Source organism: Legionella beliardensis (assembly GCF_900452395.1).
GTDB lineage: Bacteria > Pseudomonadota > Gammaproteobacteria > Legionellales > Legionellaceae > Legionella_C > Legionella_C beliardensis.
Window position 1 is genome coordinate 1,525,687 of sequence record NZ_UGNV01000001.1, and the last position, 23,730, is coordinate 1,549,416.

Sequence of the window (23,730 nt, forward strand, 5' to 3'; positions counted from 1 at the left end):
TATTTATTTGATCATTCATTTCAACCTCCTTACATTACTTAAGAGTAAGAAAACATACGCTCTTGACCTGTCGTGTGCTCTGCAAAGTAGTTATAGCGTGAATTAATTTTACTGGCAATTTCAGCCGATCTAGAGCCGGCGATATTTTTACTCACTAAATTATTTACGATAAATTTAATACTCTCATCTGTAATGTGATTGATTTTTTCCAAGTCTTGAAATTTAAAAGCTTCTATTTGCGTCATTAAGCTTTCTATCGCATCTATGAAAATAGTATTGATATTTGTTTGTGTTGAGTTAGAGCTGCTTCCATAGCGATTATTATCTCGGATGATTGGTTGTTTACCAAGCTCCCTTACTGCTGTATGTGCTACAACATGTTTAGGGTTTAACAGTAGAGCATTCTTGTAAAGTTCAAATGCTAATAACGAGGTATTCTTAAGGGGCAGCTTTGTATGACAGTAAAAATCTGCAATCAGAGAAAGAATATTAGCTAAAAAATTAGGATTAGACTCGTTGCCACCTAGTTCCTTAAGTGTTTTTACAAAAGCGATAGCATGAGAATCTTCTTTAAAGGTAACTTTTCTTGCAGCGGTATGCCTATTAGCAAAAAAGGTGGCTGTATTAGACATTTGAGACATACTCGGCAAATCTTTCGGGTATGACTGTTGTACCTCAGCAGTTGGAAGAGGCACTATACTTTCCGCCTCGGTATCGATAGCACTGATTTCCACACTTTCTGTAGCATCATTATCATCTATACAAATGGCTCTAGATTTTTTGTAAGTTTTTTTACTAGTAGATCGTTTTAGTACAAGACTCTCGTCTTCATCCTCATCTTCTGAAAAAACTTCTTTCTCTTCCTTTTCATTTAAAGGCTTATCAATTACTTTGAATTTGCGTTTCCTAAGAGGGGTAACTTCGTTATCGTCAGGTAACTGGGCAATTAAATTCTTTATATCTTCGATAAGAGGATGATCACTATCTATATCAGCAGAATTTGCTATTAATTCTCTAAATTCTGCTATATATTGATTGGCCGTATGCGCATCATCATTCGCAACAGCAACTAACAGTTGATAGCTTAGGATTTCAAGAGTTTGCATCGTTGTAAGGGGTAATTCGAGCAATTTATTGCTACTAATATGCTGACTTATTTTTACAAGATAACTTTTATCTAAACTACTTTTGTATCCTTTCTCTAATAAATTTAAGTATCCAAGGTGCAAGTCGAGATCTAGGGGTGAATTTCCTTGTTTAGCATAGTTTAATGCTTTAGTGATCCATTCTAAAGCAGGTGCAAGGTCGCTTTCAGGAGGTATTTCATTGAGATTATCAACTAATTCATCGCTAATTATTTCACACACATCAGCAAGTAATTGATAACCAAACACCATTTTTTCTTTGATAATCTCTTTCTTTTCGGATGAGCCCATCTCATCAAAAACAGTTTCTAATTCATTCACCAGCCCCGGGATGTCCTGCCATAATTTTTCAATAGGCGCACAATCAAACGTTGTTTGCTCATTGGTTGATTGCTCATTTATTGTTGCATTAATAACCTCACAATTAGTTATGATTTCTTCACAAATAACAAAAGCAAGGGCATAAAGAAAATCACTTCTTCTCTTAAAGTGGCGTTCTGCTGCTTTTTGATTCAAGGTTTGGTGGGCGTTCTTATAGTAAGTTAGGGCTTTGGTAAAATCAGCTTGATCATAAGCTTCATCACCATTGATTTGATCTGGCGTGTTAAAATAATAGCGCATTTTAATATTTAATTAAAAGGGAAAAATCGTATCATATGAGTAATATATGAACAATACAATAGCTCTCGCAATAATTTAGAGACGGGCTTTACTCTATTGTGATTAAATTGTGCTTGTTGTGAACCGTATATACTACAACCACATCCTTATCCACAAAATAGATAACAGATAGTGCTGTATTTTAGTTGTTGTTGTTTAGTTATTTACCCTTAATTTGGTATATCCGGATATTGGTAAGGAGCTGCCGGGGGAGCAATTTTATTCAATTCTCGTTCTATTTCCTTAATACAGCCATGAAAACTCGCGCGTTGAAAATGAGCTTTTAAATAAGCGGCTAAGTTAGGCCAGCGGCATGCATCAATAGGGAAACCTGAAAAATGCATATTCATAAACATGCTCACTATTGCAACATCAGCGATGGTGAATTGATCAGCTATAAAATAAAGATTTCCTACTAATTGCGTTTCTAGGTATGTGGCAACAGCGGGCAGCCTTTGGGTAAGCGCTTGGTCAATCTGGGTAGTATCTGGCTCACGCCCATGATAAAGCGGGACTAACACAGTTTGATAATAACAAGGTGCAATGGCTTGAAATAAAACAGTATCGGCGTATTCCTCAAACCACAACGCCTTGGCATAGGCTTGGGGGTCTTGTGGATAAAAACTAGGGGTTGGGTATTTTTTATCTAGGTAAGCACATATGGCTGATGAATCAGCTAAGGTAAACGAATCATCTCTTAATACAGGAATTTTAGTCAGGGGACTTGCTTGTTTAAACTCTTCATGAACATAACGATAGAGATTAATGGGGTCAACTATAAAAGGCACTTTTTTTTCATGCAATAAAATACGCGGTTTTCGTACAAATACTGAGCCAGGAGCGCCATATAAGGTAATCATCAACTATCCTTGATTTTTATTAAAAGCCTAAAATTGTGCAGCACTAGTGTCTATTCGCTACATAATTTGACGTAAGTTTAATAATCCATGTCCCTAATAATCAAGTAAATTATTAATAGTCTATCATTTATTCATAGAAGCTAAGGGACTAGGTATGGCGCATAATAGCATTAAATGGATAAGCTTAGTTTTACTAGGGTTATTTACTCTAGCTGTTGTGGCTATTCTTTTTGTTTCAGGGGGTGGCTTAGGATTTGCACTAGCGCCTATGGTTTGTGATAACCCCGCTTCCTGCCAAGGCATGTTTAGTATTTTAGCCGTGTGGATGCTCGTGCTTTTTCCAGTGCAATTAATACTTAGTTTACTTATTGGCTGGGTGTGCTTTTTTTTACAAAAATATAAACAAGCCATGTGGCTCACTTGGGGAGTTAGCATGTTATGGCTGGTATTTATTTTTGTGAGTCTTTAATCTTATTATTCCTTGGACAAAAGAAAATTAGGATATCGACTACAATAAAAGGAAAGCGCTTATTGTATACGGAAATTGAATCATGACTAATACTTACAAGAGTTCAAGCCGCGGCGATTTTCATACGATTTACCAGGGTAAGACAGTTGATCAATTAATCATCGATTACATGGAACAAAATAATATTCCTGGGATGTCACTGGCGATTGTGCAAGCGCCATACATTACCCGTGTCGTTGGTTATGGCTACGCTGATTTAGATAGTGGCCGCTTAGTAGCCACAAACACCATGTTTAATATCGGCCAAATTACCCATGCTTTTACCGCTGTTGCAATTATGCAATTAAAAGAGCAAGGCCAGCTTAAACTAGACGATAAAGTTAATCAGCATCTAGCAAATATACCACCAAGCTGGCGCACTATTACCATTCGCCACCTATTAAATCATAGCTCTGGCTTACCCGATTACACAGAAGCTGAAGATTTTGATCCAGCGCGAGATTATCAACCGCAAGATATTATTAAGCTTATTAAAGGTAGCAAACTAGCGTTTAAAGCAGGCGCTCAAATGCGCCCCAGTGCCACTAATTTTTATTTATTGGGCTTAATCATTGAACAGGCAAGTGGCACCACCTTTGAGAATTTTGTGACTAAACATCAGATTGAACGCATGGGATTACAGCATACCTATTTTCTTAGTAATTTAAACACCATTCAAAATGAAATAACCAATAAATCGACGCCGTTTAAACACAGCTTATTTTTGAAAAAAGCTGCTTTTATTAATCCTACCGAACCTGCAACAGGCTATAGTGAACAGGATAATACTTTAAATGCTGTCCTGCCTGCTTCCTGGGCTGCGGTCAAGGCAGATGCTGGCATCTATGCCTCAGCAGAGGATATTAGTCTTTGGGACATTGGCCTTGCGGGGAATATTTTAGTTAGTGCGCCCGAAGACCGCGATTTTTTATATAAATCGGTGATTTTAGCAAAAAATTTATCTAGCCCATCCAATGCCAGCTGGCTGTTTCCGGGACATCAAGGTTTAATGGAAATTAAAGGCAATGTTCCAGGTTACTCGGCCTTTTTAAGTCGGTTTACGGCAGCTGATGAATTGGTCTGCGTAACCTTATTAGCGAATAAAGGTAATTTACCCGATCTTGATATTTTAGCACGTAAAATTGCGGGTGCCTTTGATGCTAAACTTGCATCCCCCCAAGGTGCGCCTTGGTCTGAAGCCTTGCAAAGCCCATATAGCGTTAATGAAACTATAAAACGTATAACTAAACTAATTAAAAAGCAAGGCGGTAAAGTTTTTGCTCATATTGATCATGCTTATGAAGCAAAGCAGGCCAAGCAAACCCTTCCTCCTACCGAAGTTTTATTGATTGGTAATCCTGCCAAGGGCACATCATTAATGCAGGAAAATCCGGCTTTAGCGCTAGATTTACCGCTGCGTATTATGGCAACTCAAGACGACAATGGGCAAGTATGGCTTAGCTTTACAGAGCCCCTTAAGCTGGTTATGGCTTATGAGTTACCGAGTAAGCAGATGACTCTTTTACAACAAATGTCTCATAGCTTACGACAGACCTGCGAAAAAGCAGTTTCTTCGCAATCAGAATTTTAATTAATTGCCTATTCAATGTCATAAAAATGACAAAAAAATACACTTGTTACGGCAGGTAAAAAGCTTAAATATAAATTAAATCCTTATTAATTAATGACTTACGGGACGCACTGGGTTTTTTGTTATAGAATGGCTGCCACAAAAAAATTATGGAGATAGCTATCTATGGGAGAAAACCCTCGTTCCTTTTTAAGTAAAGCATGGTCTTATGGCACGTATTTCATAAAAAATAATAAATCGCAGCTAATACAAACTGCCGGCATCGTTGTTGCCTCTATTGGGGTATTTGTGGCTAAAATTATGGAAAAGTTTGCTGAACAAGAAGAGCCAGCTAATGCTGTCGCTCATGCAGCTGGAGCAACGATTAAGTATGTTTTATTTCCAGCCCTTACCCCTTACGTCATGCGGTTAACGACATCCGTTTTACAAAGCAGTAATATTGGCTATGTATTAGGATTAGACAAACGCTTTGATACCCATAAAGCAGTGGCTGGTTTCATTTCAATTAGTTCTGTTATACATACTGCTGGCCAGCTTTATCATCAGCCTAAAGTTAGCACTACACAAGAAGGTATAACGGGTTTTATCTTGCTTGGCTCCGTGGCATTGCCGTTAGGAGGAGCTTATTTTTTAGCTAAATCTAATTACATGAAAAATAAGCGCCTACCTTATGAGTTTATTTTTCTAAGGCCTCATCAAGTAGGCGCTGCACTATTTATAGCAACTTATGCATTACATACCAAAGATTTACGCTTACTGCCTTATGTCCTTGGCGTGGGGGGTGCATTTATACTAGATAGGCTAATTGAAAAACTCTTTTTCACTTTTTCAACGGTGACGAGTCACGCCACAGCCTATGGCAGAATAATAGAGCTTGAAATTGCTAAGCCACCTAAATTTGGCAAACACTTACCTGGTCAGTATGCTTACCTTAGCTTAATTGAAGAGGGCAAGCTTTATCACACGAGCCATCCGTTTACTATTGCTAATGGTCATCAACAGAATAATTTACGTTTTTATATTGCTAGCAGTGGGAAGTGGACTGAAGCGCTTGTTTCGCAAGTTATTAATAATAAATTTGCAGTGATGCAAGCCAAAATTGCCGGGCCATTTGGCTCACCCTTGCAATCGCAAGGTAAGAAAACAGAGTTAGTATTGATATCAACGGGGAGTGGTTTTACACCGTTTCTCGCTCTATTATCTTATCATGCGCAAACTAAAGCACCAATAAACGTCATCGCGATTCATTCAAGTAGCATTGTTAATGAATTTACACCCCTTATCCAAGCTATTTATGATGCTGCTTGCAATCACGTTAACATACATGAAAGCCATTTTTATTTAACTAGCGCTGATCCCATTCTCAAAAGAGATGGCATGATTCAATTAAAAACTAGTATTGAAAAATTAGGTATGAAATTTGTCGATGTGGATAAATTTATTCCGGCTGATTATGATGATTCTTTTATTTCAGGAGATACAATCGAGTCTGATGTCGTGGACGAATTATCTACTTCAGCGGATTTAATCCACTCTGATCTAGTGGATGAGCCAGATAATTCAGGAAGTACAATCCATTCTGATCCGTTAGAGGATGCCCAAGAACCAGTGATTAGCAATAATGAAGACACGGCATCTAGAAGGGTTAATGACACTGTATTTAATTTTTTCAAAAATAGGCATGTAGTAGAGAATGAAGAAGCGATATTAGAAATTTCTGAGAGACCAGAAGATATCCATATTGATATTTTGCAAGCCGAGGTAGAGGTACCAGAAGAAATAAGCCCCCTTGCTGAAAAGGTGATTTTTTGTCACGGTCGGCGTTTTGATCCTATTAGTAATGAAGACGTTTTCGGCCTGATGATCCAATCACTAATGAGCCTGCCATTTCAAATAAACTAGCCTTGTCAAAGCTCGCGGGCTCTTTTTTCTATTGTGGTAATGAAAAATTAGAAGCGCGCTTATTGCAAGCCCGTGTCGAGGTCGACAAACCACTTGCGAGAGAGCGATTTAGCTTTTAGCTCCTAACAACTAATTACACTGAGTTGGCAAGAAATTATTGCCAGCTTGGTATTTGCTGAATTTCACATTTTTGATTAGATGCAAACTGGATTAGAGGTCAGCATTTCATGTAATAATGCTTGCAAATTAGCTTCAGTTCCTAATAGGCTAAGAAGGCAATTTTTAATGTCTTTACGAAATTTCACGTAAATTAATTCACAAACGTCTTCCTTCTTCTCTTTAATATCTAACATAGCGTTTAAAACACCTTCATGTATTGTGGGTGAAAAATATAAGAGTTGATTGATTAGATTGGTAACAAAACGATGCTCTAGATCAGTAATATTATTTTCAGACGCTTTAACGACGCTAAATAAACTATAGCTAAATGATTCTCTTTCTTGATTAATTTGTTCTAAGACATTAATAAGCGAGTCTAGGTGCTTTTTGGCCAAAAATAAATATTGAAATAAGGTGTTATAGTCATTAAAAAACGCTTTTAATAAGGCAGGGGATAAGGCATTTTTACTGCCTAAAAAACCTATAGTATCAACGATACATTCATCACGGACTGAGTCACCATCCCTAACTATATGCCGATTAAATGATTTAATTATTTCCTTTGTTTGTTCAGAACTGTTTTCAATCATATTAATAATAAAGAGCTTAGATTTTAGTACAATATTATCTATTGCCCCCCATATTAGATTGCTTTTACCGGCCTCAAGCAATGCCTTTCTTTGACAAATGTTACTAAAGTAATCATTACGTTTTATTAAACTAGCAAAAACTTCTTGTGCTTTTATTACATCTACTTTGAATAATACAAAGTTAAGGCCAGCATCATCAAGAAACAATATTGTTTGGAAGCCTGAGGATTGTAAGTTATGAAAGAATTCGTAATTGTCTTTTTCATAAGCAATCGTAGGAAGCTTTAAACCGCTACAAATTTTATTAAGTAGGCCTGTGTGAAAATCCATGCCCACATGTGCAATTGAGCGGCCAAGGTATCTAGATAATATACCTAAGCACACGCCTTGTTCAGTTAATAAATAGCTTAAGTTAGTTATTGCTTGTTTATTGATGGCAGCGGGAGGCAAATGTTCAATTATTATTTGAGAAAATCTACCTTTTGGAAAAATTTCTTTAAGTTTTGCATCAGTTAAATCGCCTTCAATATCTGGCCTATAGCTACTACCTGGTAAATCCATCGTCAAGAATTCAGTCGGCGGGTGTATTTCCATATGATCAACTTTACCTAATCTTACTCCTTCCAGATACATACTCTCTTTACAAAGAGACCCACATCCAATCACAAGTTTTTCTTGTCTTTTTAATTCAAAATCATTACTTCTCATGGCAACCTTCCCTGGCCTGTCCAGTCTTTTGGAACAAACCGGCGCGCAAACTCATCTTGTCTTAAGGCTTTAAGATGAATTTTAATTGATCGGTATCCTATGGGGAATTTCTTGAAAATACGTTTATTTTCTTGTATTTGCTTAAGTAATTTGACATGTAATTTAGTAATAGCCATAAAATTTTTTGTCGGATAAATAGTAATTGGTTTTTATATTATACATATTGAGTTATTTTAACTCAATAATAAGTTTGGATTGAGTACAGTAAACGGCCTGTTCACCGTTCGTACTGGATTGCTTCGCTTTGCTCGCAAAGACGGCAATGCTTGGGTATTTTCACAGTCACTATCGCGCCGTCATTGCGAACTTTCACGCAGTGAAGGTGAAGCAATCCAGACCGGAGCCTGGTTCACTATCTGAAATGGATTGCCTTGCTTCGCTCGCAAAGACAATTTGTTCTAACATTAATTTATCTATTACTTTATAGCTTTTAAGACTAATGCAAAAGGCTCGTTATCGCTGCCATCAATTATTGGCCTTACCAGCTTAACCTGTACCAAAACATGCCTAGGTTTATCGGTTAGAGAACATTTGCCATCACTTAAGAGCTTGCAATTTGCAACTTGATGAACGGTATCGATTGGGCTGTCGTCATAGGCAATCACCTCACCCGTCTCTTTATCAATTAATTCCAGTGAAAGATGGCTAAGTTGCCATTCCGTATTATCTTTAAAATAGCCGACTCGGCGCTCATGAACTAGTGTGACTTTGTCACCCACCTCTAAAAAAGTGTCATAAGTTAAGGAAGAATGTTCTAACGTTACCTTATCTTCAATGATATTTTTGCGTTGCTCAAACGCTTCTTCCATGTTCAGGTAACCCCAACCATACGTTCTATTCCATTGTGAACCCCTGATGGGAAAATGATTTTTAATATCTCCACTATAAGGCTCTTCGTTGCCATTATCAGTCCACGTATCAGCACTATTGATAAGAAGAGCTTTTATCGCTAAAGGATTAGTAATTCCTGCATCTTGAATTAATAAAATCGCAGCGCCAACATGAGGAGCAGCAGCGCTGGTTCCAGTCATGAGCCGATAACCGCTTTTATAATCCATGCTATCGGTGTATTTAAAAGGATAAGTTTCCGGATCAGGCGCGCAAGTTCTCGTGCTATGCCCAGGAGCGGTTAAGTCAGGCTTGCGTCGTCCAGACGTCGTTGGGCCGCGGCTGCTCGTTGAGCGAATACTGTGTTTATCTCGATTTTCGGTTTTATAAGCAATACCATTCTCTGTAACAATAGGATTCATATTAGCAACGGTAAGCGCATTATAATTATCACCTGGCACAGTTAAAGTAGACGCAAACGGTGCTTGATTGGTTGGGGCGATATAGCCTGCGTTACCTGCCGATTTAACCCATAAGATCTTTTCATGATTAACAACGTAATCAATAACTTTTGCAAGCCCACTCCATTCAGGACAATTGGGGCAAGCCGTTTTCCCATTGCCCATACTGTAGTTAATAACAGTTGGTTTGAGCTTTGCCCGCGTTAACATCCAATCTAAGGTGCTCATGGTTAACATAATATCTTCGATGTTTGGCGTTTCTTTGCCTGATAAGCCTAAAACAAATTTTTTAGCGCCATAGGCAATGCCCTTATAATTTTTATTATTACTAGCATAAATACAAGCCACGCCTGTGCCATGAGGTGAGCGTACACCATTTAAAAAATTAGAATAAAGGGAACCTCCTTCTTTGCGTACAATTAATGTCTTATTGGCTAAGGCCGGGTGAGTAGGATCAAGACCATCATCAATCAAGCCAATGACTCCTTTGCAGCCAATATAACCATGATCCCACCAGTTTTTCACCTCTGGATAAGTTTTTGAAGGTCTTAGTTTTAGGATTTGAGTACTAATATCAAGCTCTGTTTTTCCTAAATTGTTAGCAGAAATTTGTGCGACAGCAGAGTGGTTTGCTAGTTTATTTAATAAATGTAGGTTTGCAGGCATAGTGATTGTAACAGCCGGCATGAAGTTTATTTCTTGAATAGCAAGACCTGGGTATTTACGCAGCTCTTCTAAGAAAGAGGGCTTCTCGTTAAGTGAATGCAAAAAAATCAATAAAGAAATTTTAGATTCATTGCTGGAATTAGTTTGTTGTATAGCTTGTCTTTGTTTTTGTTTTATATTATTTATGACATCGCTATCAATGAGCGCCTCTGCACCAGCAAAAGGCGAAAATAACACTAGCAAAACACCAGGTAGAATTTTTTTCATGTTGTAAAATTATCATTATGTTTAATTGAAGGTCAGCATAATTGGCCTTCATACTGAAGTCAACGTAAAAAACACCCTGATTATTAAAAGCTTTTTTATTTAATCTTTTGATCTTTGAGTATCAAATTTATTCACTTTAGGTGCGACTTTAACCTAACATTTAAAAATTGAAAACTAACCGTAATAGCCTAACAAATTAGCAATTTCAATGGTGTATCTGAAATTACAGGCACTGTCAGCCGTCATATTCCAGTTAAATAACCCAGCTAATCCCAAATAGGGTGGGATAGTTGGCTGGCATTTTTCCGTATCAATGCCATTGGCTATTTGGGTAGCAGGATAGCCAATATTAATAAGGCTACTTAAGAAATCTTGGCCAAAGGTTTCACTGCCATTATAGTAAGTTTGAATATTAATCAGATTAAAATTAGAAGCATTAGCGGCGTTAACTTGCGTATCGTCAAGCCCACCTTGTTGAGAATTATTACCGGCTGGGGTAATAGTTAAATAATAAGGCTTATTGTCTTGTAGGGATGCATAATTTAGGGCATTTCTTAAATTGGTAATGACGCTATTGAAATGTCGTTGCGGGATTCTACCGCTTGTTCCACCAATTTCTTCATCATCAATGTCTAGACCATCTAATTGATTGGCGCGAATAAATTGGATGACACTAGGGATAAAAATATTGGCATGATTAACATAATCCGTATTGATATAAGCCCAATCATTCTTACCCCAGCCTAACGAAATTAATAACTTGATGGAAGGGTTTAGAAGGCGGGCGGTTTGCACTAACCGTCCTATGCGTGCAGCCTGATCGGTTTGGCCAGCTTCATAGGTTAAAATTGCGCCATTGGCATAGGGGTAAGTGTGGGCAAAGGCTATAAAAATGGTATTAATCCGGTTAAAAGGCATAGAAAAAGTTGGCTCAATCCATTGTCCGGGGCCTGAATTATAAATAGGGTAAAATGTGCCTACATAAGGCAGGGGAAAGGTAGAATTGGGGATATTGCGACTCGCGATAACGAGCACGCGATTACTCAAAATAGGGACTGAGCAAACAGTGCCACGATAAGCACAAACACGCGGCGTAAGACTTGCAAATGTCGCTTGATTGTTACCTTGAATGCTGACCGTAAATTGACAGCTTGCACCTGGCTTAAGCTGCTTACATTGATTGCCGTTTAGCGCTAAAATCAAGACATTGCCTGGATTGCCATAACTTGAGTCAATGGTGATGGCAGTTAGCGTTTTCGTGGTATTGTTTTTAACAGTATACGTTAAATAGCTTGCCCCATTTGCGGCAATAGCGATAGGATAGGTACTGCTTGGTACGATATCTAAAATGGCGGCTGCATAAGCGCTGCTTAGGAAAAAGTAACATAATTTAGCAAGTAAAAAGTTAGTCCCTGTTTTCATGCAATTTATCCTAAAACTTAGCTTTCAGTGAATGAAATATGAATGGCAAAAATAATACTTTGCGCATATAAATTTCTGACTTTTAAGGTGGTCGCGGCTTGATTCGATAAGCCTAGTTTTCCTTCACCTAAATTAAAATAGCGATAACCTAAAGAAGCAGAATAATTCATTTTGCGTGACTTATCTGCAAGTAAATGATATTGGAGGCCTAATCCTAACTCATAGGAAAAGTCTTGGTGCTTGTTATCATTAAATAGCTGCGAGGTAGCAGCACTTGAGGCAGGATGAGTGGGGTATTCTTGATAGTTATATAAGTGATTCCACGCTTTGCCAATGCCTGCCAAGAGAAAAGGCTGCCAATTATTCCAGGCAGAGTAAGCTAAATAAGATTCAACCAGCAGTAACTTATTTTCTACCTGAAATCGGTAATTTAACGTATCAAATAAGCCTTCATTAACAAAAGGATACTCAATTCCCTGAACCTTGCCTAAGGATAATGAATAACCGGCAAGTCCTAAGGACAAGGACACATTATTTAAAAAACCACTAAACGTTTGATTAAAGCCGCCACCCCAAAAGCCCTGCCAATGGGATTCACGGCTTGTGTGATAATTATTCGTAACTAAATTATTTATGGCCAGTGCTGTCTCGTTTTTAAGCCGTGCAGCAGTCGCTCCACCAGCAACAAAGAAATTTAATGGGTTGGCATAAAGACAGGATGGGGCAATAAAAATAAAAAAGAATAATTTTTTCAAAATTAAATCCGTTTAATAATTAAAAATTAGATAAAAAATTTTTTAAGCGATTGAAAACAACAGTTTATGGATTTATAAAATAAAATCAACTTTTTTATAGTCATGCGCTTTGGCTAACTATTTAATTCGCACTAAATCCATTTGTAGGCACACCAAAATAGCTATAAGGTATTAAATTAATTTAAATTTGCTTTCTTAAAAACAATAATAGGTATAAATTTGGAGATCACGATTAATGCAAGTAAAAGCAGCAGTAGCATACCAAGCCAAAAAGCCTTTGGCTATTGAGATGGTTGATTTGGAAGGCCCACGAGCGGGCGAGGTGTTGATTGAAATTAAAGCAACAGGTGTTTGCCACACCGATGCCTTTACTTTATCAGGCAGCGACCCAGAAGGTTTATTTCCTGCAATTCTTGGTCATGAGGGGGCAGGAGTTGTGGTTGAAGTTGGCTCAGGCGTGACGTCAGTAAAGCCAGGCGATCATGTTATACCTTTATATACGCCTGAATGCCGGCAATGTGAATATTGCCTCTCGCAAAAAACTAATTTATGTCAGGCAATCCGTAATACGCAGGGTCAAGGGCTTATGCCAGATGGTACAAGCCGCTTTCATTTGCATGGGCAACAATTATTTCATTATATGGGTACCTCAACCTTTGCTAATTACACGGTTTTACCCGAAATAGCCGTAGCCAAAATTCGCTCTGATGCTCCTTTTGAGAAAGTGTGTTACATCGGTTGTGGGGTAACCACAGGCATTGGTGCGGTTATTTATACGGCGAAAGTGACGCCTGGTTCTAAAGTTGTTGTATTTGGCCTAGGCGGCATAGGACTTAATGTCATTCAAGGCGCACGCCTGGTAGGGGCCGAACAGATTATTGGTGTTGATATTAATCCAGAGCGCCAAACATTAGCCAAAAAAATGGGAATGACCGATTTCGTGAATCCTAAAGAAATTGGTGATAAGGAGTTAGTGGCCTATTTAGTAGAACTGACTAAAGGTGGTGCTGATTATAGTTTTGAGTGTGTGGGCAATGTGACATTGATGCGCCAGGCGTTAGAGTGCTGTCATAAAGGGTGGGGAGTTTCTACGATTATTGGGGTCGCGGGAGCCGGTCAGGAAATTGCCACCCGGCCTTTTCAGCTAGTCACAGGTAGAGTATGGCAAGGCTCAGCCTTTGGTGGCGCACGTGGGCGCACGGATGTGCCTAAAATTGTGGATTGGTATATGGATGGCAAAATTAATATTGATGATTTAATTACCCATGTTATGCCCATCGAACAAATTAATGACGCATTTGATTTAATGCACCAGGGTAAATCAATTCGCACAGTCGTTACTTTTTAAAGTTTACCTGGAGAGCTCATCATGACTGTTCAGCTTGTTGAAGAGCATTGCTGTTTTGGCGGCACGCAACGTGTGTACGCCCATCAATCCATAGCGACCCAATGCAACATGCGTTTTGGTCTTTTTTTACCACCTCAAACAAATAAGCATAAACTGCCAGTCTTGTATTGGCTTTCAGGTTTGACCTGCAATGAACAAAATTTCATTACTAAAGCTGGCGCCCAACGCCTAGCTGTAGAGTTGGGTTTAATCCTTGTTGTACCTGATACCAGCCCGCGTGGGGTTAATTTACCAGGTGATGATACGGATTATGATTTTGGGGTTGGAGCTGGGTTTTATCTTGATGCGACCCAAGCGCCCTGGTCAAATTATTATCGCATGGCGACTTATATTCAAGAAGAATTACCAGCGCTAGTGCAAGAACTTGTCCCAGTTGATAAAGCCGCTTGTGGTATCTTTGGTCACTCCATGGGCGGGCATGGCGCGCTTACATTAGCCTTGAAAAATCCACAACAGTATCGTTCCGTGTCTGCTTTTGCACCTATTTGTGCCCCTAGCCAATGCCCCTGGGGGGAAAAAGCATTTACCGGGTATTTAGGAGATAACAAAGCAATCTGGAAAGATTATGATGCTTGCGAATTGATTGTCGCTCGCGGGTGGCCAAATCACAGCATTTTAATTGATCAAGGGACAAGGGATCCCTTTTTACAAGAACAATTAAAACCAGATTTATTTAAGGATGCTTGCAAACAGGCTGGTATTGAGCTGACTCTACGCATGCAACCTGGTTATGATCACAGTTATTATTTTATTGCGAGTTTCATCGACGATCATTTACGGTTTCATGCTCGTCAATTAAAAGAATAAACGAGTTATCCCTGTTTCTCCACATGCTTATCCACCGTTTTTGTGGATAAGCCATTAGCATCTACCTCTTCCACATTAAAAGTGTATTGTGGTATCAGGATCCGCAGCACGAACTGTTGATGGTGCAGTTGTACTTATATTGTCTTTCAATGGATTGCTTTCTGCTTTTTCTACCGTTTGCACCTCATCTGTAGCATGACTATCTTCAATAAAATCAGGCGAAACAGGAATGTTAAGTATAACCTTAGTAGAATGATTAAGGTCTGTTTGTGCTTCAATCTCGTCGTTGATACTGGCTTGATTAATATCGTCTGCGCGCCCTTGTTTAGCAAAGGCAGTCTTCGCCAAAATAGGTGGGATAAGGACGCGGCCGATTAAATAAAGCAAACTTGCTGCTGATGCTGAGGCGATAATAATCAAACCCACAGGTAGAAAGAATACTGACGTGGCTATCCCTGCTAAGGTTAAGGATACTAAACTAATCCCTACAGCCCTATTGGCAATCACAAGTGATCCTCGTTTTGCTAATTTATAGTCATAAAGTCCTTTTTGATCATGCAAACTTTGTAATCGCTTACAACAGTTGTCATACTCTTCCTTTAGCGTCAAGACATCTTGACTACTGACAGATGTTTGTTGCAGTTCTTTTGCTTGACTACGTATTTTCTCTAAATTGTTAGTTTCCTCTGCAATGGCTTTATTAAGATTTTTTAATTGCTCTTTAATTTGCACACGCTGATAAATTAAACGGCCTAAGGTAAAAACAGAAACACTTAGCACAAACACGGTGGTTGCTAACCCAATAAGGGGGCCTACGCCTGGAACAGCAAGAGAAGCAATAGTTAAACCCAATAAAATCCCAGCATAAGCCCATTGCCCTCCTTTAGAGAGGGTAAAGGGGAGTGGTTCTTTTAAAATAGCCGCTGCTAGAAAAATCGCTGGAATGCGCACAAAATTAATGATTGCTAGCGCTAAGTCTACCCATTGCAGCGTTGCGCTCGCTGTAGTTAAGGATGGTGAAAGGTTACCTTCACTTTGTAATATCTTAATTAACGTTGAACTTATAGTATCAATCTTACTTAATAGACCTGATAACCAAGGTATTATCTTTAAACGTTCTAAAAATTTAGATTTTTTAGACAAAGCGGCAGGTTTAAAAAGTATAGGGTGATTTATTTCATCAAGAAGCGCTATAACATCGATTTCTGGGATGATGTTCAACGTTTTAATTTTATCATTTTCATGATTTATCTTGGTCGTTAGAACTTTGTCACCTTCTTGGATTCTATTTAGAGTAGAAATTCTATCACTGCTATGATTGCCCATGGGGACACCTAAATTTTATGTTCTTTTATTTCGTAAGATATCGAGAAAATATTAAGAAAATATTAAGAAAATGATAAAAAAAACAAGCCATACTAATCTGTTAACTTGGCTAACCTTAAGATTAGTTGGGGTTTTCTTTAATCCATTTTAAAAAATTACAAAAGACAGCTTACATTAAGGCAGTAGTAAGTATTGCGTAAATTTAATACAAATAACGTGGCGAGTGCCCCCCGTTACTATTATACTTGTAAGAGAGTATTTCTTGCTGGAAAGTGGTTGCTTATTAAGTCAAACTGCATTGGTGAGGTAGGTGTATAACATGGTTTCCATATCCGGATATACATTACAAGAAAGAATGCGGAATAATCATAATATAGATACCTATTATGCCTTGCGACGAAAAGATAGTTATAAAGTTCTGTTAAAAAAACCTAATAATCACAATGCCCCTTCAGAAAACTTAGCCATTTTACAGCATGAATATAATCTACTGCAAAAAATTACCGCCCCCACCATTATAAAAGCTTATGATTTTATTCAGAATTTTTCAGAACCTGTTTTAATTTTAGAAGGGGTAGAGGGACAACTTTTAAGTTTATACCTTAAAGAACAGCAATTATCAATCAGTGATTTTTTAAGTTTAGCACTACAGTTAGTTGATATTATTGAGGAATTACATCAATTAAAAATTATTCATAAAGAAATAAACCCTACAAATATTATTATCGATCCCAATAAATTAACTCTAAAATTAATTGATTTGAGTGCTTCCACTAAATTATCTGATGAAACATTTGATTATTTAAATTTAGATGGATTTAAAGAAAGTTGGGCCTATATTTCGCCTGAGCAAACTGGACGAATTAATCGTCCAGTGGATTATAGGACTGATTTTTATTCATTAGGCATTATGTTTTTTGAAATGCTAACTAATCAACTACCTTTTTCAACAGCAGATCCGCTTGAATTATTTCACTGTCATATTGCTAAACAACCACCCGCTGTCCATGAAATTCGCCGAGAAGTACCAGAAATCCTCACTAATATCATTGCTAAATTATTACAAAAAATGCCTGAAGAACGTTACTCAAGTACGATTGGATTAAGATATGATCTGCAGGAATGCCAAAAACAATGGCATGCTAAGGGCGGTATTAATAAGTTTAAATTAGCACTAAAGGATAAAAAAGACTACTTAAGTATCTCGCGTAATTTGTACGGCAGAGAAGAACAAGTGCGCCAGCTACTGGAAGCGTTTGAACGTGTAAGTCGGGGCACTAAGGAATTAATTTTTATTGCCGGCTATTCAGGAATAGGTAAAACCTCTTTAGTTAAAGAAGTGCACAAACCCATCATGCAGTATAGAGGGTATTATATTCAAGGTAAATTTGACCAATTACAGCAAAGTATACCTTATAGCGGTATCGTAGCAGCCTTTCAAAATTTAGTTAAGCAAGTATTATTAGAAAGTGAAGCACGCTTGCAAGAAATAAAAACATATTTGACTCAAGCCTTAGGAAATGTGGGGCAAGTAGTTATTGACGTTATTCCTGATGTTGAGCTTATCATCGGTAAGCAACCCCCGGTCCATCAATTGAATCCAAGTGAGGCACAAGCGCGATTTAATTTGGTTTTTCAAAATTTTGTACGTGTATTTGCCCAAGCCACTCATCCTTTAGTGATGTTTTTGGACGATTTACAATGGGCTGATACCTCATCCCTTAATTTTATCGAAACGTTATTACAAGACAGGGAAACTAATTATTTGCTCATCATTGGTGCCTATCGAGATAATGAAGTTCATGCTAATCATCCATTACAGTTTACAATAGACAGTCTAAAAAAAACGAAAGCGCCGTTTACCACGTTAACACTACAACCTTTGCACTTAAGCGACACGCAACAACTTTTATTTGACACATTATCTGGGCCTATGGAGGAAATTCGCAAGCTTGCCAAATGCATATACGATAAAACGCAGGGGAATCCTTTTTTTATTAACGAATTTATTAAAATTATTCATCAAGAAAAAATACTCAATTTTTCTTACGATAGGGGAACATGGGAATGGGACTTAGATAAAATAAAGCAGCAAAATGCAACCGATAATGTCGTTGAATTACTTACTACGAAAATTCATTTACTGTCAAAACCTACCCAAGAAAATCTAAAATTAGCCTCATGCCTTGGGCATCGGTTTGATTTTAAAACCTTACTTACAGTGACCGGCCAAAGTGTTCGAGAGACCGCAGAGCGATTATGCGATGCGATTAAAGCGGGTTTAATTTATCCGCTTGAGGAACCCTATAAAACAGTTGGTTTAATCGGGTTAGAAGAAATTATTACTGATCTTAACATCAGTTCCTTAAACTATCGCTTTGCTCATGACCGGATTCAACAGGCTAGTTATGGCCTTATTAGCCAACAAGATAGACCTACTATTCATCTTAAAATAGCGCGCTTACTTTTAAATGAGAAAATCCTTAAGCATCAAGATGAAAGTTTGTTTGAAGTGATGAATCACTTTAACCAAAGTTTACCGTTTATCACGGATAACGAAGAGCGGTTATTATTAGCCAAATATAATCTCTGGGCCGGCCAAAAAGCAAAGCGTGCTGCAGCTTATTATACGGCTAATGATTATTTAACAGCAGGCGTGGCACTACTTGAAAAGGATTGTTGGACAAGTGACTATAATCTCACCTTCCAACTGTACAAAGAGCTTGCCGTTTGTAAGTATCTTATTAGTGATTTTAAGGCAGCTGACCAGTATTTCTCACAGATACTAAGCTATATTAGTGACACGCTTGATATTCTCGAAGTTAATCGCCTTAAAATTGAAATGTTTTCAACATTAGGAAAACATACGGAAGCGTTAGATATAGGGCTCAATGTTTTAAGAAATTTTGGTATAAAAATACCTAAAAAACCAAGCACGGTGCAAACCCTATTTGCAATTTTTAGAATTAAATTTCAAATCAGAAAGGCACGCATCGAGGACATTGACCTACAACCCATGACCAATAAGACGCAACGAGCCATTGCTGATCTAATTACGCAATTGTTTAATAGTGCCTTTATTACCAATCAGCAATTATTTGTAATTCTTATCTGTAAAAGCATTAATTTAAGTTTAATCCATGGGTATACCGAAAGTACTTCCATGGCCATGCCTGTCTATGCCTTTGTAATTATGCATACCTTTAATCTATATGAGGATGCCCTGGCTTTTGTCAAACTCTATAATAATTTAAAGAAAAAATACGGCTCTTCTAATTTTGAAGGCAAAAATCAATTTGTATTGGGTACTTTTATCGAGCCTTATCAAATATCATTTAACCTTTGTAATAACACCGTCATTAAAGCCTTTAAGCTTTGCTGTGAAGTGGGTGATTTAGTCTACAGTAACTATTGTGAATTACTTTTGGTTATCCATGCTTTTTCAGCTGCAAAAGATTTAAATGAGGTGAAAAAAAATATTAAATCGTTTTTGTCTTTCACAACCCGAGTTAATACCTCTGACTTTATGATGATAGGGCAGTTTTGGGAATACGCCATCCAGTGTTTAGAGACGTTTGAGTTAGCAAATCTTGAGGAATCCATCCGTTTTGAAGAACTCATTATTAAGGGAAAAAATACCACAGAATTAAGTTTTTTTTACAGTACCTTAACTCGTTTACATTTTTTACTTGGAAATTATGAAGCAGCAATTAAATCTGGTTTAAATCATGAACGTTATTCAGATTATGATAAAGGCTTAATTAGTCATCTAGATGGTAAATTTTTCTTCGCTTTAGCTTTGTTTTATGACTATCCTAATGCTACCAAAAGCCAGCGTAGATTTTATTTAAAGAAACTAAATTACCTTTTAGTATTTATTAACAAATATGCGACTTGGTGCCCTAGTAATTTTGAAGCTTATGCCTTACTTATGACCGCTGAGATGGCCAATCTTAAAAAACAAGATGCTTTAGGCTTGTATGAGCAAGCCATTGAAGCCGCTCTCGCCAGTAGGCTCATTTTAGTGGCAGCTATCGCGAGTGAAAGTGCGGCTCATTATTGTCTAGCTAATAAAATGCAGCGATTGGCAAACTTATATTTGCAAAATGCCTACCGGTATTTTACTGATTGGGGTGCTATCGCTAAGGTGCAATGGCTAGAAAAAGCTTACCCTGATCTAAATCGTGATAATGCCTTACAAAAATTAGGGACTCAGCAAAGTAATGCCCCCAATTTAGATATGCTGGCTATCTTAAAATTTACTCAGCTTATCTCCAGTGAAATTCGCCTGGATAAATTATTACAAAAATTCATGGTAATTGTGCTAGAAACTGCCGGCGCACAGCGCAGTATTATCCTTGCCAAAGTTAACGATAACTGGGTCGTTGAAGCAGAAGGAAGTCTTGAGCAACAAGCTATTTATTTGAATAGCTTATCGTTAGAAGAAGCGCATCCGAGCTACCCAGTCTCCATTTTAAACTACGTGCAAAGAACCCAAAAGCCCATTATATTAAACGATGCAACCCAATCTGAGATTGGTTTTCATGATGCGTATGTGCAACAAGAATGCCCGCGATCTGTGTTAATGATGCCCTTGTTTTATAAAGGCCAATTGTGTCGTATCCTTTATTTAGAAAATAAAAGCACCACGCATATCTTTACGCCTAATCACTTAGACGGTTTACAATTATTGTCAGCACAAGCAATGACATCGCTTGAAAATGCAAAACTTTATTATCAAGCCACGCACGACCCTTTAACAGGACTTGCCAATCGCAATATGCTTTATGAAATATTTCAACAAACTGCGAAACAAATAACTCGCTCCCAAGATAAATTAGCCCTGTTATTTTTAGATTTGGATTATTTCAAAGTCATTAATGATACCTTAGGTCATGATAATGGTGATAAATTACTTATGCACGTTGCCAAAACATTTAATACTATTTTGCGTGAAGGTGATGTAGCAGCAAGGTTAGGAGGGGATGAATTTGCGATTATGTTGGCAAACATTAACACCAAAGAGCAAATCACCCGCATTGTTGAGCGCATCTTTCAAGAATTAGTAAAACCTGTATGCATAGACGAACATTTAGTGCAAATCACCTTCAGCATGGGTATTAGTATCTGCCCTGAACAGGGCAATGATGTTGAAAAATTGCTTAAGCTTGCTGATACAGCGCTTTATCAAGCAAAAGGTAAAGGGCGTAATCAGTTTCATTATTACTCTATGCAATTGTATGAAGAGTATCAAAAAATCCATGGCCTAGATAAGGATTTACAATGTGCTTATGATAACCAGGAATTCTTTTTAATGTATCAGCCTTTTTATGATATCAATTCGGGAGAAATCATAGGACTTGAAACATTACTACGCTGGAACCACCCTGAAAAAGGAGTGTTGGAAGCCAGTCATTTCATTCAAACATTAGAAAAAAGCCCACTTATTATTCCAGTAAGTGAATGGATTATTAAAACCGCGTGTAAACAAGCTAAAATTTGGCAAGATAAACATGTACCTTTTGGCTCGGTCGCTATTAATATTTCTACCGTCCAATTTCTACGCCAACCCTTAAGTAAACTTATCAGCGACGTGCTCGCTGAAACGCAACTAGATTCTACTTGTATTGAGCTAGAAATTACTGAAACCATTTTTATTGAATACAGTGATAAATTATTTGAAGAAATTAAATCCCTCAAAGAATTAGGCATTAACCTCGTGATGGATGATTTTGGCACAGGCTATTCGGGTTTATCTTATTTAAAAAATCTACCGGTTAATAAAATAAAATTAGATAAAGCGTTTGTGAAAAATTGTGATATCGATCAGCTCGATCAAACAATAATCAGTGGGATTACGATGATGGCTCATAATTTAAACATCAAGGTCATTGCCGAAGGTGTGGAAAATGAGAGCCAACTTCATATACTTAGAGCGCATGGGGTCGATGGAATTCAAGGCTATTATTATTCACGCCCACTGACCACCGAGGGGTGTGAAACTTATTTAACTAAAAATCAATTAGAGAAACTACCAAAAATATGAGTCTCCCCCGAGTGACTTATTTTAGAACTATTTAGTCTTCCTATATTTTATAATTTTTTGATTTAATTAAAAAAGTTAGCATATTAATGGCTAACTATGTACTCATTACGCCTTTGTATAACTATCTGGTTTTTTGATACATTATCATCCTATGGTTATAATATAAATACTGGTTTAATTTGGCTCATCTATACTTTGCCTCTGTTTTTATACAGTTGCAGCATAGAAACTAGCGGCGAGCGACGATGCTTACATGGTAGTTGGGGAAGGCGATGAAAAGGAAGACAACTTTTCGACTACAGGATGAGTGTTTTTTATTGCTTCTGCAAAATTCACTCAAATCAATTCCATTTAATATTTTTTTAGCCACGTTTATCTGGGGATATTTATTATACCGCGGTGCGCCCTCATTATCCGGTAGTATTTGGTATTCACTCATGGTCATATCTACCATTTCTCGCTGGATAAATAGTAAACAATGCATTACCAATCAAATTTATATCTTAAATAAACGAGCAACTAGAAATCGTTTTTTATTGCTCACTTTTATAACCGGAAGTTTATGGGGGCTATGTTACGTCATTTTCTATCCCTATTTCTCTGCCATGCATCAAAATGTTATTACGTTGGTGCTAGGAGGGATGGCTGCAGGCGGCTTAGCCTCACTATCAGTTTATACGCCAGCTTATTACGCTTATTTATTTCCTATGTTTTTACCGTTAATTATTTATAATTATTGGCTTGCTGATATAGACCATATACTTTTAGCAACCATGTTTGTCCTTTTTGTAGTTATGCTCGTCGTGACCGCAAACTACTCGTCTTATTTATTGCAAGAAACTATTCAACTGACGAAAGAGAAAGACAAAGCCTTAAAAGAAGTTCAGCGCGTGTCAATTACCGATGCATTAACCGGACTTTATAATCGTCGCTATTTTGATGAACGGCTTAATGAAGAGTTTAGACGGGCTAAACGAGATAATCATTCACTTAATTTAATCTTAATTGACGTGGATGACTTTAAAAACATTAATGATAATTATGGTCATCCTTCTGGTGATTTATTTTTAAAAGACTTAGCTAATGAGATAAAAGTGGTTGCTCAAAGGGCAAGTGATACCGCTTTTCGTATTGGCGGTGATGAATTTGCTGCTATTTTGTCTAATACCTCGTTGGAGGATGCCATTATTATTTGTAATAAAATGCAAAAAAAATTTAAACAGGAAACTTCTACGGGTAAATCCACTATTAGTATCGGTATCGTCGGTGTCTCGCCAGTTTGTGCAGACAGTGTCAGTGAAATTATTTCGGCTGCCGATAAAACCTTATATGAGGCTAAAAAATCAGGGAAAAATCAAATACGCTCTAAGAAGTTCAATTGTTAAGTTAGACTACTCACAACATATTCTAAATTGCAAGTAGCAATATTTAAGTTAAATTAAGCAAATATAACAAGTGTAATCATATAATAGGTATTGTATGATTTATTTTAAAAATAATTCTGTACAAGACAAAACGTTCAATCGCTTGCAATTTAGCGCTATCTTTGCCTTAAATAGTT

Annotated in this window: 14 protein-coding genes; 7 read left to right on the top strand and 7 right to left on the bottom strand. The window is 37.4% G+C overall.

The window, feature by feature from the left end:
* Window positions 1-38: 38 nt before the first annotated feature.
* Window positions 39-1,766: a hypothetical protein gene (locus tag DYE47_RS06720; protein WP_115302531.1), complete on the bottom strand. Its 1,728-nt coding sequence runs from the start codon at window positions 1,764-1,766 to the stop codon at window positions 39-41.
* 209 nt (window positions 1,767-1,975) lie between these two features.
* Window positions 1,976-2,665, bottom strand: a complete 690-nt coding sequence (locus DYE47_RS06725) for a glutathione S-transferase family protein (RefSeq protein WP_115302532.1) — start codon at window positions 2,663-2,665, stop codon at window positions 1,976-1,978.
* Window positions 2,666-2,819: 154 nt separating this feature from the next.
* Here DYE47_RS06725 and DYE47_RS06730 point away from each other — a divergent pair, with 154 nt between their 5' ends.
* From DYE47_RS06730 to DYE47_RS06740, 3 genes are all read left to right on the top strand, one after another.
* On the top strand, window positions 2,820-3,134 hold the full coding sequence (locus DYE47_RS06730) for a hypothetical protein (protein WP_115302533.1): 315 nt from the start codon (window positions 2,820-2,822) through the stop codon (window positions 3,132-3,134).
* Window positions 3,135-3,216: 82 nt separating this feature from the next.
* Complete coding sequence (locus DYE47_RS06735) at window positions 3,217-4,764, top strand: serine hydrolase (RefSeq protein WP_115302534.1); 1,548 nt, start codon at window positions 3,217-3,219, stop codon at window positions 4,762-4,764.
* Window positions 4,765-4,929: 165 nt separating this feature from the next.
* Complete coding sequence (locus DYE47_RS06740; protein WP_115302535.1) at window positions 4,930-6,666, top strand: NADPH oxidase family protein; 1,737 nt, start codon at window positions 4,930-4,932, stop codon at window positions 6,664-6,666.
* 194 nt (window positions 6,667-6,860) lie between these two features.
* On the opposite strand, the gene DYE47_RS06745 is transcribed toward DYE47_RS06740, so the two are convergent.
* The 4 genes from DYE47_RS06745 to DYE47_RS06765 all read right to left on the bottom strand — a co-directional run bounded on the left by DYE47_RS06745 (window position 6,861) and on the right by DYE47_RS06765 (window position 12,582).
* Entirely contained in the window at window positions 6,861-8,123 is a 1,263-nt protein-coding gene (locus tag DYE47_RS06745; protein ID WP_115302536.1) for a hypothetical protein, read from the bottom strand.
* 476 nt (window positions 8,124-8,599) lie between these two features.
* Window positions 8,600-10,405, bottom strand: coding sequence for a S8 family serine peptidase (locus DYE47_RS06755; RefSeq protein WP_115302538.1), 1,806 nt, complete (start codon window positions 10,403-10,405; stop codon window positions 8,600-8,602).
* A 174-nt stretch (window positions 10,406-10,579) separates the two neighbouring features.
* The gene (locus tag DYE47_RS06760) at window positions 10,580-11,827 is read right to left on the bottom strand and encodes a glycoside hydrolase family 18 protein (RefSeq protein ID WP_115302539.1); all 1,248 of its coding nucleotides are present in this window, start codon (window positions 11,825-11,827) and stop codon (window positions 10,580-10,582) included.
* Window positions 11,828-11,844: 17 nt separating this feature from the next.
* Window positions 11,845-12,582, bottom strand: coding sequence for a hypothetical protein (locus tag DYE47_RS06765; RefSeq protein WP_115302540.1), 738 nt, complete (start codon window positions 12,580-12,582; stop codon window positions 11,845-11,847).
* A gap of 235 nt (window positions 12,583-12,817) precedes the next feature.
* Here DYE47_RS06765 and DYE47_RS06770 point away from each other — a divergent pair, with 235 nt between their 5' ends.
* Both DYE47_RS06770 and fghA read left to right on the top strand, forming a co-directional pair.
* Window positions 12,818-13,930, top strand: coding sequence for an S-(hydroxymethyl)glutathione dehydrogenase/class III alcohol dehydrogenase (locus DYE47_RS06770; RefSeq protein WP_115302541.1), 1,113 nt, complete (start codon window positions 12,818-12,820; stop codon window positions 13,928-13,930).
* A 21-nt stretch (window positions 13,931-13,951) separates the two neighbouring features.
* Window positions 13,952-14,797, top strand: a complete 846-nt coding sequence (gene fghA, locus DYE47_RS06775) for an S-formylglutathione hydrolase (RefSeq protein ID WP_115302542.1) — start codon at window positions 13,952-13,954, stop codon at window positions 14,795-14,797.
* A 75-nt stretch (window positions 14,798-14,872) separates the two neighbouring features.
* Here fghA and DYE47_RS06780 read toward each other — a convergent pair whose 3' ends face one another.
* Complete coding sequence (locus tag DYE47_RS06780; RefSeq protein ID WP_115302543.1) at window positions 14,873-16,123, bottom strand: hypothetical protein; 1,251 nt, start codon at window positions 16,121-16,123, stop codon at window positions 14,873-14,875.
* A gap of 319 nt (window positions 16,124-16,442) precedes the next feature.
* Between DYE47_RS06780 and DYE47_RS06785 the strand changes: the two genes are divergently transcribed.
* Both DYE47_RS06785 and DYE47_RS06790 read left to right on the top strand, forming a co-directional pair.
* Window positions 16,443-22,169 carry an EAL domain-containing protein gene (locus DYE47_RS06785; protein WP_115302544.1) on the top strand — a complete coding sequence of 1,909 codons (5,727 nt, stop codon included), beginning with the start codon at window positions 16,443-16,445 and terminating at the stop codon, window positions 22,167-22,169.
* Window positions 22,170-22,441: 272 nt separating this feature from the next.
* Entirely contained in the window at window positions 22,442-23,554 is a 1,113-nt protein-coding gene (locus DYE47_RS06790) for a GGDEF domain-containing protein (RefSeq protein ID WP_115302545.1), read from the top strand.
* Window positions 23,555-23,730 lie beyond the last annotated feature (176 nt).

Coding starts and splice junctions, on each gene's coding strand:
- DYE47_RS06720 (WP_115302531.1), bottom strand. CDS start 1,766: ATGCGCTATTATTTTAACACGCCAGATCAAATCAATGGTGATGAAGCT.
- DYE47_RS06725 (WP_115302532.1), bottom strand. CDS start 2,665: ATGATTACCTTATATGGCGCTCCTGGCTCAGTATTTGTACGAAAACCG.
- DYE47_RS06730 (WP_115302533.1), top strand. CDS start 2,820: ATGGCGCATAATAGCATTAAATGGATAAGCTTAGTTTTACTAGGGTTA.
- DYE47_RS06735 (WP_115302534.1), top strand. CDS start 3,217: ATGACTAATACTTACAAGAGTTCAAGCCGCGGCGATTTTCATACGATT.
- DYE47_RS06740 (WP_115302535.1), top strand. CDS start 4,930: ATGGGAGAAAACCCTCGTTCCTTTTTAAGTAAAGCATGGTCTTATGGC.
- DYE47_RS06745 (WP_115302536.1), bottom strand. CDS start 8,123: ATGAGAAGTAATGATTTTGAATTAAAAAGACAAGAAAAACTTGTGATT.
- DYE47_RS06755 (WP_115302538.1), bottom strand. CDS start 10,405: ATGAAAAAAATTCTACCTGGTGTTTTGCTAGTGTTATTTTCGCCTTTT.
- DYE47_RS06760 (WP_115302539.1), bottom strand. CDS start 11,827: ATGAAAACAGGGACTAACTTTTTACTTGCTAAATTATGTTACTTTTTC.
- DYE47_RS06770 (WP_115302541.1), top strand. CDS start 12,818: ATGCAAGTAAAAGCAGCAGTAGCATACCAAGCCAAAAAGCCTTTGGCT.
- fghA (WP_115302542.1), top strand. CDS start 13,952: ATGACTGTTCAGCTTGTTGAAGAGCATTGCTGTTTTGGCGGCACGCAA.
- DYE47_RS06780 (WP_115302543.1), bottom strand. CDS start 16,123: ATGGGCAATCATAGCAGTGATAGAATTTCTACTCTAAATAGAATCCAA.
- DYE47_RS06785 (WP_115302544.1), top strand. CDS start 16,443: ATGGTTTCCATATCCGGATATACATTACAAGAAAGAATGCGGAATAAT.
- DYE47_RS06790 (WP_115302545.1), top strand. CDS start 22,442: ATGAAAAGGAAGACAACTTTTCGACTACAGGATGAGTGTTTTTTATTG.